Here is a 13,963-nt window from a genome sequence, read left to right as displayed (position 1 = left end):
CGTTTTTCGATATATTCAAGATAGCATGAGGCAAATTGTTTGTCAAGAACTATTTATCGTTTATCAATAAATAGTTCTGTGCACAGTGGATTACACCAGCGCTCAATGTGTGGCGGCGACCGAGGTACGAGATACTGTTTCTGCTGGGGTGATGATGCTGTTCCTTGTTGAACTGTTGATTTGGGGCGGATTTTTTACTAGATTTATACTGAAACACAAGAGAGTATAGCTGTTGTTTTCAAACTATTTTGGAATAAATATTGCAATAATCGAACTTTGTCGGATTATTTAACGTAGATTTTGTTGACAGTACGCATCGGATATGATAAGATTTCAGCGATTTCAAAGGTAAACCTACTGAAAAGTAGCGGCACAAAGCTACAGGGGCTACGATTTTCAAGCCAGCCAGCTGCATCGGCACACATTCAACTGTGTGCTGATGCAGCTTTTTTTATGCCCTTTAGCACAGCACTAAATAAAATTACACATGGGGTAAAACTGCCGTAAGGCAGTGACACAAAACTACAGGGGCTTGCATTGCTGAGCCAGCCAGTTGCATTAACCTCGCGCTTCGGTGTGGGGCTAATGCAACTTTTTTTATGCCCATTTTTATTTCCAGAAAGGATGCCAATATCATGTACGCAGTCCACATAAGCGACCAAAAATATAATATGATTTGGCCTAATAATCGACGAAAAAAGGGTGTATTTGCAGCTCATAGCTGTGAATACACCCTTTTTATATTTTGTCAAATTTCCTTTTATTGTGTCATTTCCCAACACAGTTTTTCCTTTTTTGACCCTCCACACTCCATCGCATCCTAACACAAATAAAAGCGATAGAGTAACCAATTTTTATATTTGGAGTCCTGCAAATAAAAGTCAAGCCCTAAAATGAAAAAATCTCACAAAAATTGTGAGATGGAAAATGGGTATAGAAAAGCAGGTCAGGAAGAGAAGGATGCTCACTGACCTAGAAAACTATGAAATTAGTGTCACCTAGCCCTCGTTAGCGGTCTCCAGAGCCAGCATGCACTCCTTGACCCGAGCGTAGTAAATCCGCAGGAACTTGTTCTGTGCGGCCGTCATGTAGACGTAGTAGGGCTTGCCCTCGGCACGTTTCTTGTCTATGAACTGGTACACCGCCTCGTCCTCTGGCTTCTTCTTGACGTAGGTGGAGACCACCTGAAACAGCGTCTTACGCAGATGTGGAGAACCACGCTTGGTGGTTTTACCGTTCTGGGAGGTCTGCTTGCCCGATTGGTTAACCGACGGATCCACCCCCGCAAAAGCCACGATGGAACTGCGGTGGGCAAAGCGGCGGACGTCTCCAATTTCCGACATCAGCTGTACGCCAGTGGCCTCGCCCACGCCGTACATGGCCATGACAGTGTCGTACTCAGGCAACTCCTGCGCCATGCGGTTCATCTCAACCTTCATCTCGGAGAGGGTCTCCTTGGAGGCTGTGAGCTGCTTTGCCGCCGTCACAACCAACAATTTTGCATAGTCATTTTTGGGCAGAGTGACAATCATGAGCTGGGTTTTTGCGTAGATTTCAGCCGCTTTTCTGGGTTGAAAATGGTACCCCTTTCGCTTGCACCATTTTTGGTAGCGGTCTGAGAAGGATTTTTCGCTGACTTTTGCAATGCAGTGACAGTGCCAAAATGTGGTCAGAAAATCAATCCACTTGACATGACCATCCTTCCGTTCAGGGCTAGAAAACAGCTCATTGACGCCGGGAAAGGTCTTGTCCGAGAGAGAAATCAGATTATTTTGTAACGAAACAATGGTTTTCATGTACAAATTGTACTGCCGTGTGCAGAGTTTCAATTGTTGTCTTAAAGTTTCCATAGGTGTATGTTCCCTCAAATCCACCCAGTTGTCAAGTCCGTATTTAGCGATTTTCAGTGCATCAGCCTTGTCAGTTTTAACCTTGCGGATGGAGCCACCACCGCTCTGTTTGATGAGAAGGGGGTTGAGGATGCTGATGTAGATGCCATGCTGACTGAGAGCCTGGGCGACTGGCTCGTGGTAGCGCCCTGTGGCCTCCATGATGACACGGGTGTCCTCACCCAGAGCAAGAATTTCCTGCGCCAGTACGTCGATGCTTTGGCTGTCGTGCTGGTAAGTACGAGGTGGGAGCGCCACCTCACCCATTGGCCGCAGGGCGGCTACCACGCTGAATTCTTTGGAAATATCAATCCCGACTGCGTTCATATTGTTTCCTCCGTGTATTTTGATTAGGCATCCCGCTTTCTTCGTTGCTTGTTCAATCTCCTGAGTGACACGAACGCACCAGTGATGGTGGCACAACCTGCGTAAATCGAATGCTGCGAACGAGAGAGGCGGCTGACGGACTCCAATGCGGGCGTGTAAGCCCTTGGTGTTAAGCGCCAGACCTGTTCTCTCCCATTCTAACAGCTTAGGCAACAAAAAGATAAAAGACACGGCTGGCTGCCGTGCCTTAAACCTTAATTTATATTGTAGGAGGTGTCCAATCCCCAGCGGATAGTGTATGCCTAACTCTGTTGATTTCCCGAAGGAGAAACCAACACATGGCAACACCCATCACCAGCACATGGCAAGCCTACATAGCTAAATACCCGTAATCTCCGATTTTTTGACCCCAAATCAAAAAATCATAATACAGGAGATTACGAAAATGACCACACCAAAAGAATTTGATTACGACCTATGGAAAACAGCCGAGGGAGCGTTCTTCACCCGCCTCAAGCGCACAGGGGAGATTTGCGAAGTGGATGCAGAGGTTTTCCGTACATTACATAATGATGCCATGAAGATGCACCGTGAACAGCAAGGGATTCCTGTCTACACGGTGCGTGATGGTAAGAGTGTTCTGGCTTGCCGTGTGCCTCTTTTACACTTGGGCTACGACACTGATGGGGACGATGTAGATGATGTGTGGGCAGTGGAGCCTACCCAGACCGAGGACGAGTATGTAACCGCACAAATGGAGCAGGCCTTTCGTGCAATTCTGACACCCAAGCAGTTGGACATCTATCTGACCTGTATGTTGGGTGGGACTTCTGCCACGGAATATGCTCGTGTGCGTGGGGTATCGAAGGCCTTTGTCAGCAAGTACATTGCGGAGATCCGATCCCGTGCAAAAAAATTTTTCAAACATGGTTAACTTTTGACCGTGTTTTGTAAGTAGGAAGGTGAAAGGGAGTTTTCCCCTTCACTCTGCACCTACAAAATTACATAGTCAATTTCATAGATACCTTCCATCAAAGTGGAGCAACGAAGTCAAACCGCCATGACACTCTCAATCGAGGTGATAGCCATTAAGGGCGAGCGATTTGTTTTGGACTGAAATAGGAGCGCATGGTGCGGCCTACTTGCCACGATACTGACGATGGGACAATGATACTCCTGCCTAGCCACAGATACAAGCAATGGGGGCAGCTCGGTGAGACCCACGGAGAGGTGAAATAACCTGTGATGCCAATACCAACGGCAGTCTATGAAATTCCCAATATAGCAGGGGTGCGAGAGTGCAAATGTGCTATTTGAAATGAATTGATAAAAATAACAGTCGTCAGTCTACCCTTGCGAGGGTGGGCTGGCGACTTTACATACAACATAAAATAGGAGATTTCTTTATGAATCAAAATGATCAGAGCTATCACCGTGGCGAACTGTACTATGCCGACTTAGGCCACTTCCGTGGCTCAGAGCAGAGCGGTGTCCGTCCTGTGCTGGTACTCCAAAATAACATTGGCAACATCTATTGTCCCACACTCATCGTGGCCCCTCTCACCAGCAAATATACCAAGAAGCGTAACCAGCCTAAGATACGAGGCTTCAAAGCCTCCCTCTATGAAAATCTGGTGGCTGGACACCTCTCCAAAGAGGAGTACAAAACCTTTAAGGCAAATTACACCGCCAGTGAGGATGCTACTGTCCGTGCCATTGAGCAACTGGAGCAAGAACTGGGCACCGTCCTTCTGGGTAAGAGTGACCGTCTACAATTCATGGAACAATTCCGCAACTATCAAGAGCTGACAACTCTTGACCGTCCCACGGTACTCCGTTTCATCCAGAGCATTAAAGTATTAGGGAAAACAGAGCTTCAAATCAACTACCATTTCCGTGAGGAGTACGAGCAACTTCTGGCGGTACTGCAAGCAACAACGATATGGAAAGAGGGGGTGGCATAATGGCTCGTAAGAGTAGAAAACAACCTGTAACAGAGACCGTAGTCTCCACACCAGTAGAAACTGGTCTGTACCGCACTGCTGCCTACCTCCGTCTCTCATCGGATGATAGGCGCAAGCAGGGGGATTCCTTGGAGACCCAGCGTAATATCATTGAGCGTTACATAGCCGCCAGCCCAGACCTTCAACTTGTGGAGTGCTATGCCGACAACGACAAGACAGGCACCAACTTCAATCGCCCAGCCTTTCAGCAGATGATGGTAGACATCGAGGCAGGAAAAATCAACTGCATCATCGTCAAAGACCTCTCTCGCTTCGGGAGAAATGCCATTGATGCAGGCTATTATTTGGAGAAGTATCTTCCTGCCAAGGGTGTGCGATTTATTGCCGTCAACGACAGCCATGACAGTCTCACAAGTGACGGGGGCATCATGCTCCCCATTAAAAATATTTTGGCTGAAAGCTATGCCTTGGATATTGGTCGCAAGTGCAAGGCAGTCCAGCATCAAAAGATGTTGGATGGAAAATTCTTAGGTAACTATGCTCCATACGGATACCTCAAAAGCCCCAGTGACAGCGGCAAGCTGGTCATTGATCCAGAGATCGCTCCCATTGTTCAACAGATATTCACATGGGGTGCCGATGGCGAGACCTATAACGAAATCGCCCGTCGTCTCCATGAACATCAAATCCCCACCCCCAGCTACCATAAACGCTCCAAAGGGCTGATTAAGAGCGAGGCCATCGTGGGGAATGGACACTGGACACGGCGCACCCTCTCGGATATGCTTGCTGACCCTGTATATGTTGGTCACATGGTACAGGGGAAAATGAGCGTCGTGGCTGGTCGCTCGGTACGTGTGCCCTCCGACCAATGGATTACCGTCCCCAACACCCATGAGGGCTTGGTGAGCCAAGAACTTTTTGACCGTGTAGGACGGCAAATGAAGCGTCTCGCACAGCAATTCACAGCCAAGGGCACCCCTGCCATTCCTTACTCTGAAAACCTATTCCGTGGCAAAATCTACTGTGCCCACTGCGGTGGCTTGATGCACCGCAAGCGGCAGAACAAGGACGGCACCTACTGGTTTCGCTGTGAAACTCAACAGAAATACGGGAAACAAGCCTGCGAGGTGGTTTCCATCCGTGAACAAGACATTCTCAATGTGCTGATGGTGATGCTCCACCAGCAAAATAAGCTGATGACAGGGCACTATCAATCCCTCCTTCGTCAGCACGATACCATCAGCGAGGACACTGCTCTGGTCGCCACTCGCAAAGACATTACCCAGACCAAGCACCTCATTCAAAGCCTGTATGAAAACCTCGTCAACGACATCATCACCCCAGAGGAATACAGCCAAATGAAGGCCGATTATACCGAGAAGCTATCTCAGCTCACAGAACAGGCTGGCAACATCCAAGAGGCCAAGCAACAGCGGAGACAGACCGTGGAGCATTACCAGACCCTAACGGATGCCGTCACTAAAACCCTTGCAGACCGCAAGCTCACCGCTCTCTTGGTGGAGCACCCTTGTAGACCGCATTGAGGTACGCCGTGATAAGACGGCAACCATACAGCTTCGTTACCGTCAACAACTCAAGGAGGTGGGCTGATATGACCATCGCAAAATACATCCGCCTCTCCCTAGAGGACAGCAGGAGCGAGAGCCAGAGCATTGACAACCAGCGACTCCTTTTAGATACCTATCTCCAATCCATAGATGCGAGCAATGCAGAGGTTTTGGAGTTTGTGGACAACGGCTATTCGGGCACCAATTTTGACCGCCCAGCCATACAGTCCTTACTGGCCTTGGTGCAAGAGCGAAAAATCGACTGCATCATTGTAAAAGATTTTAGCAGATTTGGACGTAACGCACTGGAGACGGGCTACTATCTGGAACGTATCTTTCCCCTCTATGGGGTGCGTTTCGTGTCTCTAGCGGACGGTTACGACTCACAGGACTATGGCGAGGACACAGGTGGCCTGCTGGTCTCCTTCAAGTTCCTCATGGCTGAATATTATAGCAAAGACCTGTCCCAGAAAATCACCTCTGCTGCTCGTGAACGGATGAAGCGAGGGGAGCGTATTTCCAAGCGATGTGCCTTTGGCTATCGCAAAGAGGGCAACAATCTGGTGCCCGATGAGGCCACCGCTCCCACAGTGCAACGTATCTTTCAGCTTGCACAGCAGGGGGAATCCACCAGAAGTATTGTGCAAACCCTCTACCGTGAACAGCACTTTATTCCTACGGTCTACCGAGGGGAGCGACCTGTTGACGATACCGCTTGTATCTGGACGGCCTCCGTCATTGGGGCAATCCTACGAAACGAACAGTACACAGGCACCTACGTCTCTGGCACAACCAAGGTTGAGGGTTTCGGCTCCAAACGACGAGTGCCAACCCCAGAGAGTGAATGGATTAAAATTCCTAACCATCACCCAGCGATTATCACTCAATCCCAATTCGATATGGTACAAGCCATCTGGAAACAGTCTCGCAAACCCAGAGGTACATCAGTCCAGTCAGCGTCCAAACCCTCATCCCATCTGAGTGGTAAAGTCTATTGCGGACACTGTGGACATAAGCTCCGACAGAGCACCAGCAAGACACCAAGTTTCGATTGCAAATTCACGAGACCTATCCCAGATAGCCCTTGCCACAAACTCAAAGTGACCACCAGTGACCTAGAAACACAGGTGTTTGGGGAGCTAGTCCATCGGTTTAATACTCAGCCCTCCACAGCAGAGCCGGTGGAGGTGATACCTTCTCCAGACAAGGCCCAATCGCTCTACGAAGCATTTGTAGCTGGTGAGATAGATGCCCAGACTTACCAATCACTGAAAGCACTCACAGACAGGCCCCAGAGCAAAAAGAAAGAGCATAGCTCCCAAGTGGAACGCTACACTCTAAAAGAAAAATCCCTCACACCAGAGTTGGTAGAGGAATGGATTGAAAAGGTATTCTATTTCCCAGACGGACACATCGAAGTTCAGTGGAGGGAGCCAGCGACAGGGAAAACCCCGTCTAAATAAAAACATACAGTCTGTTCGCAACATTTGTCGCAAACAGACTGTATGGGTGTATAGCTGACGCAAAATAGATGTCTTTGATTTTCAGACGGTGGATTCGAACTCTCACATCCAATTCTATCTATACTCAATATATTTCTGCTTTTATCGTCATGGCAGAAAAGAAAAGTGATTACAAAGCACTAAATAAAATTTTTTCAATTGAAATTTACGAAGGATTGATTCTATGCTGGAATCAAAAACTATTAGACGTCTTCTGTAATAGTTTCTAATTGCAGAAACGATACCACGTCCTTGGTGGAGTGGGCATGGTTGTTCTTCACGACGGGCAACGTGGCTTTGTTGGGTTACTGTGGTGTTAGGGGCTGGGGTTTGCCATACATGGGACACAGGGGCGATTTTGGGGCTAACGGTTGCATCGGCTTTTTCGCGCTCAAAGGTGTTTGCTTCAATGGCACGGATAAGCGCCAATTTTGAAAGTTTTTCTTTCATAGCCAGAGAAATATAAAAGGCTCGTTCTTCGTTACATTGACAGCATTCCAAAACAACTGCATTTTGCGTCCAATTTAGACCTTGCGCCTTGGTCATTAGGTCAGGGCTATTTTTGTAGGTCTTGTAATAATCTCGCATTCTGCGCAGATTTCGCAAGGAGAAACCTTTGACATGAGGAAAAGCAGTTTCAATTTCATTTGCCATAAAAGCGACAAATGCTTTTTCACCCTGTTGCTCAATGACTTTCCCAATTTCACCATAAAGCGCCATGAGCTGACTGTTGGTTGGCTCAGCCTGCCCATAGCAAGCTTGGATGCTATCAAGAATTTGTGCAATAAATTGACTGCTTTCCACCTTTAATTGTTTCATACGGTTCTCCTTTCTGACCGATGGTCAACTTGTTATATTCATTTTTTAATAGCTTTGTGTTTGGCCACCTATATCCATATCATCCACTGCAGTAATATTTACATACTCGCCAATGATGCAAAGTGCTTCGTCATAGCTACCACAAGCGGTAATGCGATTGCGCATTTCTTGCGCCTGCTCAGCTTGCTGGTTTTCTTTCAAAGTTCGAGAAGCAATGCCAATTAAGTTGAATACATTGCCATCCTGCCCAATTAACGCACAATCTGGCTTTTGCGGTTTGGGAACACAATTTATGTCCACATCAAAATTGTTCGCTAAATAATCACTGAGCCATTTTCCGCTAAATTGAGAATGGGTGCCTAGTCGCCAAGCAGCTAGTTTCCCAGCATTCAAGTCCACATGATCCATGGTAAACAACAAATTGGTCAGCCCTTCATATTCAAAACAAGAGACATCCTCAAACTTGGCACCATTGAGCAAGATTTTTTCTTGGGTAAGCATTTCATTGATACCATCCACCCACTCTTGCAGGTCACCGCCACATCCTTGCAATACCAATCCCTCGGTATTTCGCTTTGCACACAACTCTTTAATAGTAATATGCTTCATGATAAATCCTCCTTTTCAACCAAAGCCAATCGAGTTTGGATTCGCTTCATTAAATATAACCGCCCCAAAGGGGTAAACAACATAAATACGCCACCATGACCATTGCGAGAATATTCCTTGAGGACGGCATATCCATTGTTCATCATGTAGGCTGTTGGAATGAGAAGTCGCTGGGGTGTTCGAAATGCCAAGTCCATATCCTCCAACAAAAATGTGAACAGTCGCTCTGGGATATGCAACTCCTTGGCAGTGGTACGGATATTGGTCAGTAAATTGGTGTCTACAATGGCATCAAAGTAATCCGCTTTATCCTGTAGTTCAATCAATTTTTTAGTGACGGCATATTCACCCGTTTTTCGAATCGTTGGAAGAACAACTTCTACAACCCATTGTTCAAAGGCTTGGGCTGCCGGTAGTTTAGAGCGAAAAATCAAGCGATACACATCTGGCTCTGGAATAAAACTTAAGCTCTGAATCCCTCCTTCTGTAAGGGTGTCGTGTTTCACGACACCCTTACAGTGCCGTCGCATGGCATCTCTTGCATTTGTATAACCTAATACATTTGCGACATCATTTGCACAAAATAAGACTGTACCATCCTCTACCATAGTCCTCACTTTACCAAACTGCGCATTTTCAAATATTTGCATTTCCATATTGACACCTCTTTCTTTTCAAAGCAAAAAGCAGAGCCGCAACTCTGCTTTTGAGATTATAATTTTCATTTCTTGCGTAGTGGTCGCACTTTTTGATTCATGTATTGCTCATGGACAGCACCATTTTTAAAGTAGATGATGATGCGATTAACATCCATGACCTTGATGGTGTGGATGGTCTGGCGAACTAGGCTGTCGTTATACGCTAAAATATCTTGAGGCTGACTAGCTAAGTATGCTTGGATTTCTGCTAAATTGGTTTCTATATCTGCTTCACCTTGATGGCGTGCTTTATATGCATCCACCACTTCCTGCAATTGCTTGGCCTCGTCGGAGAGTGATTTCATTTTTTCGCAATCAGCCTGTTCTTCCTCCAGAGATTCATAGCGTTTTTCTTTTTGGACAATTTCCATGACCTGTTCAATAAGGGATGCAATTTTCCGTTCCATTTGCCCAATGTCGATGGTATTGTCAGCCTGCTTGCGCATGGCATCTCGCAACTCCTTGGTCAATGCCATGGGAATTAGTTTGTTGGGGTTATAGGAGGATAAAATAGCACCCATGATGGCTTTGTGTAAACTTTCTTCATCTACCGTGACAGACTCTGTACAGTATGTGATGCCATGATTTAGGCGGTTCAAGCATCGCCACACAGCTTGCCTTACTTCTCCTTTTTTCCATGTTACACGGCGATAAGGTGTTCCGCAGTGTCCACAGATGAGAATTTCACTCAGAGCATACATGCTAGAATATTTGCCTTTTTCAGTGATAGTTGCAGAACTGATTTTTCGCTTGCTACTACGCCTGGTGTGTTCTTCTTGCACCTTCTCAAACAACTCACGTTCTATAATAGGTTCATGGTTATTTTTAATGAAGATTTTAGGTAGCTCACCATTGTTGATCTTCACTTTTTTACTAATGGGATCTGCAATATAGGTCTTTTGCAAAATCACATCCCCACAGTATTTTTCATTAACCAACATTCTGCGAATGGTGGGTTCTGTCCACTTCTTTCCGTTCAAATACGGGATTTGTTCCCGATTCAATTCTTCTGCAATGATCCGTGAAGTATCGCCAGCTAGGTATTGCTCAAAAATACGAATCACCACGGTTGCCCGCTCTGGAATTGGACGTGGACGGTTGTCATCTCCTTTTTCATAGCCATAGAAGCTACTATATTGGTAGGTAACTTTGCCTGCTTTCATCGCCATCCGCTTACCAATTTTCACGTTTAGACTGAGGGAGTTTAATTCCTCTTGTGCTAGAGATGCCAGGATGGTGAGAACAACTTCACTGTTTTCATCCATAGTGTTGATGTTCTCTTTCTCAAAGAGGACACCCACTCCCATGGCTTTTAGTTTGCGGACGTAGCCCACACTGTCCAGCGTGTTTCGGGCAAATCTGCTGATGGACTTGGTGATGATGAGGTCGATTTTCCCTTTTTTGCAGTGGCGAATCATGCGCATAAAATCGGGACGATTTTCAGCACAGGCACCAGAAATCCCCTCGTCAGCATATGTACCAGCTAGTGTCCACGCTGGATTTCTTAGTATCTTTTCTGTGTAATATGCTTTCTGGGCATGGAAACTGGTGAGTTGTTCTTCCATGTCTGTGGAAACACGACTGTAGGAGGCCACTCGAAGCTGGCGATGTGTTATGCAATTTGTACCGGCTACGATTGTGCCGGGGATAACGATAATTTCACGTTGAAGATCATTCATATTGTGCCCTCATTTTGTATGTGATTGCCACACTTTAGTAAAAATCCAGTGACGTTGCCGTTGGATACTTGAATGCGTTCTACGAGCTGTATCAGCAGTTTGGCATTTACGGTGTCACTACCTTTCAAGTCATCCAGCATGGCCTGCTCTGCATGATGGGTATCGGGGCAGAGACTGTATTTGAGGGATGCCAGCTTAAAGATGTTGTCTTTGATTTCCTCCACCTGTAGCTCCGACTGTTCTAGCAGTCGGTCTATTTCGTTTTGCAGTCTAACTGTTTCTAAGGAAATGCTGTTATTGGTTTGAGCTTGTAGATTGACATGGGCTACTATGTTTTGTAAGGATAAAATATCTTGCAGGATACTATCATCACTGACAGTCAAAGCAATGTGATTTATATCCGTTGGACAGTACCATCGTTGGGTTCCATCCGTCTTTAAGCGACGTTGTATCTTTTCCCCACATTGGCTACATACCAACAATGGTTTTAGTTTTTTAAGTTCCTTGGGTTCCGTGTGGGTGTATGGCTTTTTAGCAGCTTGACTCGTGTGGAATTGGGTGTCATTAATGATGGTTGGATATTTTTCAGTACCCAAATACACGGTATTTTGCAACATTCTTGCAATAATATTTTTATTCCAGTCGGGTCTATTGGGCATATAGTATATACCGTGAGCAGTAAGCCAGTTTGCAATGGTTAGGTAGGAGCTACCGTCTGTGTGTAGTTGAAAAATGGTTTTCACCATCTCAGATTCCGATGGATGGACGATGATTGCACCATTGACCATTTGATAGCCATAGGGTATGGATCTGTTTTGCGCCACGATGTCACAACCTTTCTGTCAGCACAAGACCGTTCTTTAGCACGAAGTCGATAGTTTGATTGTCTTGGGCCAATATTTTGTCAACGATGTCTGTGAAAATTTCTTCATCCATCGTCGTGATATGCGTTGGGTATTCTTTGAGGGTTTCTAGTAAATCCTCGGTTTCTATAAGACAGGTGTCTTTTTTCAAGCTACTTAACATTCTAGCCTTGGCTTGTCTTGCATCCTTGAGTTGTTTTTTTAACTCATCTGTCTTGGAAATAAAGAGAGCAGAATCCAAAATGCCACTGGACAAAAGTCCTGACATTCTGTGATTCTGCTCTGAGAGTTCTGCTATTTTTTTGTTGATGGTTTGCAATTCATGATTGCCACGTTGCCCTTGCTCTTGGAGCTTTTTTAGGGCGGTGATCATAGGAATGAGGATATCTGCTTGGTTGGCTTGGAGCTTGTTATACATTCGAACGAAGGCGGCATAGATTTTTTCTTCGCTTACCAATTGACCATTACACTTATTTATGTTTTCATCGTGCCTTCTGCACACCCAAGAAGTCACACCACGATTTATTTTTCTACGGTATACTGCTCCACACTCCTTACAATATACACTTTTACTAAGCGTGGTCACTATCTGGTCCTTGATAAATTCATCTGCTCGTACATCCATTAACATATTGACAATTTCATACTGTAATGAAGATACTATTCCATCATGTGTATTTCGCACATAGTATTGAGGCAGTTCCCCTCTATTTTGATTTTTTCTATAAGGCAACATATCTTCTGTAAAAGATTTTTGCAGTCGCATATCTCCTTTGTATCTTTCGTTTTTCAAGATAATCAAAATTGTTCGATGGGACCAAATTGTTGTACCATTTTTGTTTTTGGCATTTTGAGCCATCAGCATCTTAGCAATTTCCTTAGTCCCCTTCCCTTTCAAGTATTCCCCAAATATCATTTGCACCACTTGAGCCTCTGGTTCATAAATTTCTAATTGCTTATTCACAAGCCGATACCCATAGGGTGGATTGCTTGATACATAGGTGCCCTGCGCCATCCGCATTCGATTGCCTTTTTTACAGTTCCTCGATATGCTTAGCGATTCTTCTTGTGCAAACAAGGCATACAAGGTAAGGAGATTTTCGCCAGTCAGCACCGCTGTGTCAATGCTTTCTTTTTCAAAATACACGCTGACACCCATGTCCTTTAGCTCACGGACGGTAGCAAGGCTGTCCAGTGTATTTCTAGAGAACCGACTGGTGGATTTGGTGATGATGCGGTCGATTTTGCCCTCACGACAATCTGCAAGCATTCGCAAAAAGTCTTCACGCTTGTCCATGGACACACCCGTGATACCTTCATCGGCATAGATGCCAGCCATCTCCCATTCTTGAGTTCCTTCGATGAGGTTTGTATAATAACTAACCTGTGCAGCGAAGGAGTTAAGTTGGTCGCTAGAGTCACTGCTCACACGACAGTATCCTGCAACTCGTAGTTTATTTGTTTGGATAGTGGCTTCAATGTGTATAATTTCTCGTTTGGCACTGGTACCAACAATGGTTTGATTTGTCATGTGAGTTCATCCTCCTTTCTTGCGACTAACACTACCACAATGATAGTTCAAAAGCTATTGACCAATACTACCAAAGATAGATGGGTGAAATTTGATATTGTCGAGCTAGGCTCAAAGCGGTCATATCCGCCACTTCTCGGCTGATTTTATGGGAATTTAGCAATGATTTTAGCATCTGCATCATTAAGTAAAAATCGTTAGCGACGATAGTTTGAACTTGCATTGTGGGTTCCATAGCATTTCCTCCAGTTTTTTTATAATTTAATATCACAATGATGGGGACGACCGTTTTGGGTGGTCATCCCCATAATTTCTAACATTAAGAATGTGGTGCTTGATTTGACACTACGCCCGAAGCACCTACGGCAACAACCTAAACTGCAACTGGTTAGGTCGCATCATGGGAATTTCACCCCTCCGAGGATCTCTCCGAGCTGCCCCCATCGCTTGTATCTGTGGCTAGGCAGAAGTATCATTGTAGGTTGGTGGGATTATAGCAAAACAGACCACC

General features: G+C 45.6%; 10 protein-coding genes, 1 pseudogene and 2 riboswitches. Of the genes and pseudogenes, 4 read left to right on the top strand and 7 right to left on the bottom strand.

Annotated features, from left to right (window positions below; all coding sequences use genetic code 11):
* Nucleotides 1-337 precede the first annotated feature (337 nt).
* Nucleotides 338-417: riboswitch (cyclic di-GMP riboswitch) on the top strand.
* 64 nt (nucleotides 418-481) lie between these two features.
* Nucleotides 482-561, top strand: a riboswitch (cyclic di-GMP riboswitch).
* A 437-nt stretch (nucleotides 562-998) separates the two neighbouring features.
* Nucleotides 999-2,216 (bottom strand): IS110 family transposase, encoded by a 1,218-nt coding sequence (locus tag RFF05_RS00430; protein ID WP_409968488.1) that lies wholly within the window; start codon nucleotides 2,214-2,216, stop codon nucleotides 999-1,001.
* 445 nt (nucleotides 2,217-2,661) lie between these two features.
* On the opposite strand from RFF05_RS00430, the gene RFF05_RS00425 reads away from it, so the two are divergent.
* The 4 genes and pseudogenes from RFF05_RS00425 to RFF05_RS00410 all read left to right on the top strand — a co-directional run bounded on the left by RFF05_RS00425 (nucleotide 2,662) and on the right by RFF05_RS00410 (nucleotide 7,214).
* A complete protein-coding gene (locus tag RFF05_RS00425; protein ID WP_409968487.1) occupies nucleotides 2,662-3,150 on the top strand; it encodes a hypothetical protein in 489 nt (162 codons plus the stop codon).
* 472 nt (nucleotides 3,151-3,622) lie between these two features.
* Nucleotides 3,623-3,811, top strand: a pseudogene (locus tag RFF05_RS00420) (type II toxin-antitoxin system PemK/MazF family toxin); the annotation flags it as partial.
* 368 nt (nucleotides 3,812-4,179) lie between these two features.
* Complete coding sequence (locus tag RFF05_RS00415) at nucleotides 4,180-5,727, top strand: recombinase family protein (protein WP_409968486.1); 1,548 nt, start codon at nucleotides 4,180-4,182, stop codon at nucleotides 5,725-5,727.
* 68 nt (nucleotides 5,728-5,795) lie between these two features.
* A complete protein-coding gene (locus RFF05_RS00410) occupies nucleotides 5,796-7,214 on the top strand; it encodes a recombinase family protein (RefSeq protein WP_409968485.1) in 1,419 nt (472 codons plus the stop codon).
* Between the two features lie 147 nt (nucleotides 7,215-7,361).
* Here RFF05_RS00410 and RFF05_RS00405 read toward each other — a convergent pair whose 3' ends face one another.
* The 6 genes from RFF05_RS00405 to RFF05_RS00380 all read right to left on the bottom strand — a co-directional run bounded on the left by RFF05_RS00405 (nucleotide 7,362) and on the right by RFF05_RS00380 (nucleotide 13,452).
* Nucleotides 7,362-8,072 carry a DUF1016 N-terminal domain-containing protein gene (locus tag RFF05_RS00405; RefSeq protein ID WP_409968484.1) on the bottom strand — a complete coding sequence of 237 codons (711 nt, stop codon included), beginning with the start codon at nucleotides 8,070-8,072 and terminating at the stop codon, nucleotides 7,362-7,364.
* 45 nt (nucleotides 8,073-8,117) lie between these two features.
* Complete coding sequence (locus RFF05_RS00400; RefSeq protein ID WP_409968483.1) at nucleotides 8,118-8,681, bottom strand: hypothetical protein; 564 nt, start codon at nucleotides 8,679-8,681, stop codon at nucleotides 8,118-8,120.
* A complete protein-coding gene (locus tag RFF05_RS00395) occupies nucleotides 8,678-9,337 on the bottom strand; it encodes a BRO family protein (RefSeq protein ID WP_409968482.1) in 660 nt (219 codons plus the stop codon). Before RFF05_RS00395 ends, RFF05_RS00400 begins: the two co-directional genes overlap by 4 nt.
* Nucleotides 9,338-9,402: 65 nt before the next feature.
* Nucleotides 9,403-11,058, bottom strand: a complete 1,656-nt coding sequence (locus RFF05_RS00390) for a recombinase family protein (RefSeq protein ID WP_409968481.1) — start codon at nucleotides 11,056-11,058, stop codon at nucleotides 9,403-9,405.
* Nucleotides 11,055-11,882 (bottom strand): recombinase family protein, encoded by an 828-nt coding sequence (locus RFF05_RS00385; protein WP_409968480.1) that lies wholly within the window; start codon nucleotides 11,880-11,882, stop codon nucleotides 11,055-11,057. Before RFF05_RS00385 ends, RFF05_RS00390 begins: the two co-directional genes overlap by 4 nt.
* Nucleotides 11,883-11,886: 4 nt before the next feature.
* Entirely contained in the window at nucleotides 11,887-13,452 is a 1,566-nt protein-coding gene (locus tag RFF05_RS00380; RefSeq protein WP_409968479.1) for a recombinase family protein, read from the bottom strand.
* Nucleotides 13,453-13,963 lie beyond the last annotated feature (511 nt).

Origin of the sequence: Bengtsoniella intestinalis, assembly GCF_039719005.1 — a bacterium.
Taxonomy (GTDB): Bacteria; Bacillota; Clostridia; order Oscillospirales; family Oscillospiraceae; genus Oscillibacter; species Oscillibacter intestinalis.
The sequence above is the reverse complement of the archived record's forward strand: the minus strand, read 5'-3'. Positions and strand labels throughout refer to the sequence as shown.

Bases quoted from the DNA above. Each gene is read 5' to 3' on its own strand.
- RFF05_RS00430 (WP_409968488.1), bottom strand. From the start codon at position 2,216: ATGAACGCAGTCGGGATTGATATTTCCAAAGAATTCAGCGTGGTAGCC.
- RFF05_RS00425 (WP_409968487.1), top strand. From the start codon at position 2,662: ATGACCACACCAAAAGAATTTGATTACGACCTATGGAAAACAGCCGAG.
- RFF05_RS00415 (WP_409968486.1), top strand. From the start codon at position 4,180: ATGGCTCGTAAGAGTAGAAAACAACCTGTAACAGAGACCGTAGTCTCC.
- RFF05_RS00410 (WP_409968485.1), top strand. From the start codon at position 5,796: ATGACCATCGCAAAATACATCCGCCTCTCCCTAGAGGACAGCAGGAGC.
- RFF05_RS00405 (WP_409968484.1), bottom strand. From the start codon at position 8,072: ATGAAACAATTAAAGGTGGAAAGCAGTCAATTTATTGCACAAATTCTT.
- RFF05_RS00400 (WP_409968483.1), bottom strand. From the start codon at position 8,681: ATGAAGCATATTACTATTAAAGAGTTGTGTGCAAAGCGAAATACCGAG.
- RFF05_RS00395 (WP_409968482.1), bottom strand. From the start codon at position 9,337: ATGGAAATGCAAATATTTGAAAATGCGCAGTTTGGTAAAGTGAGGACT.
- RFF05_RS00390 (WP_409968481.1), bottom strand. From the start codon at position 11,058: ATGAATGATCTTCAACGTGAAATTATCGTTATCCCCGGCACAATCGTA.
- RFF05_RS00380 (WP_409968479.1), bottom strand. From the start codon at position 13,452: ATGACAAATCAAACCATTGTTGGTACCAGTGCCAAACGAGAAATTATA.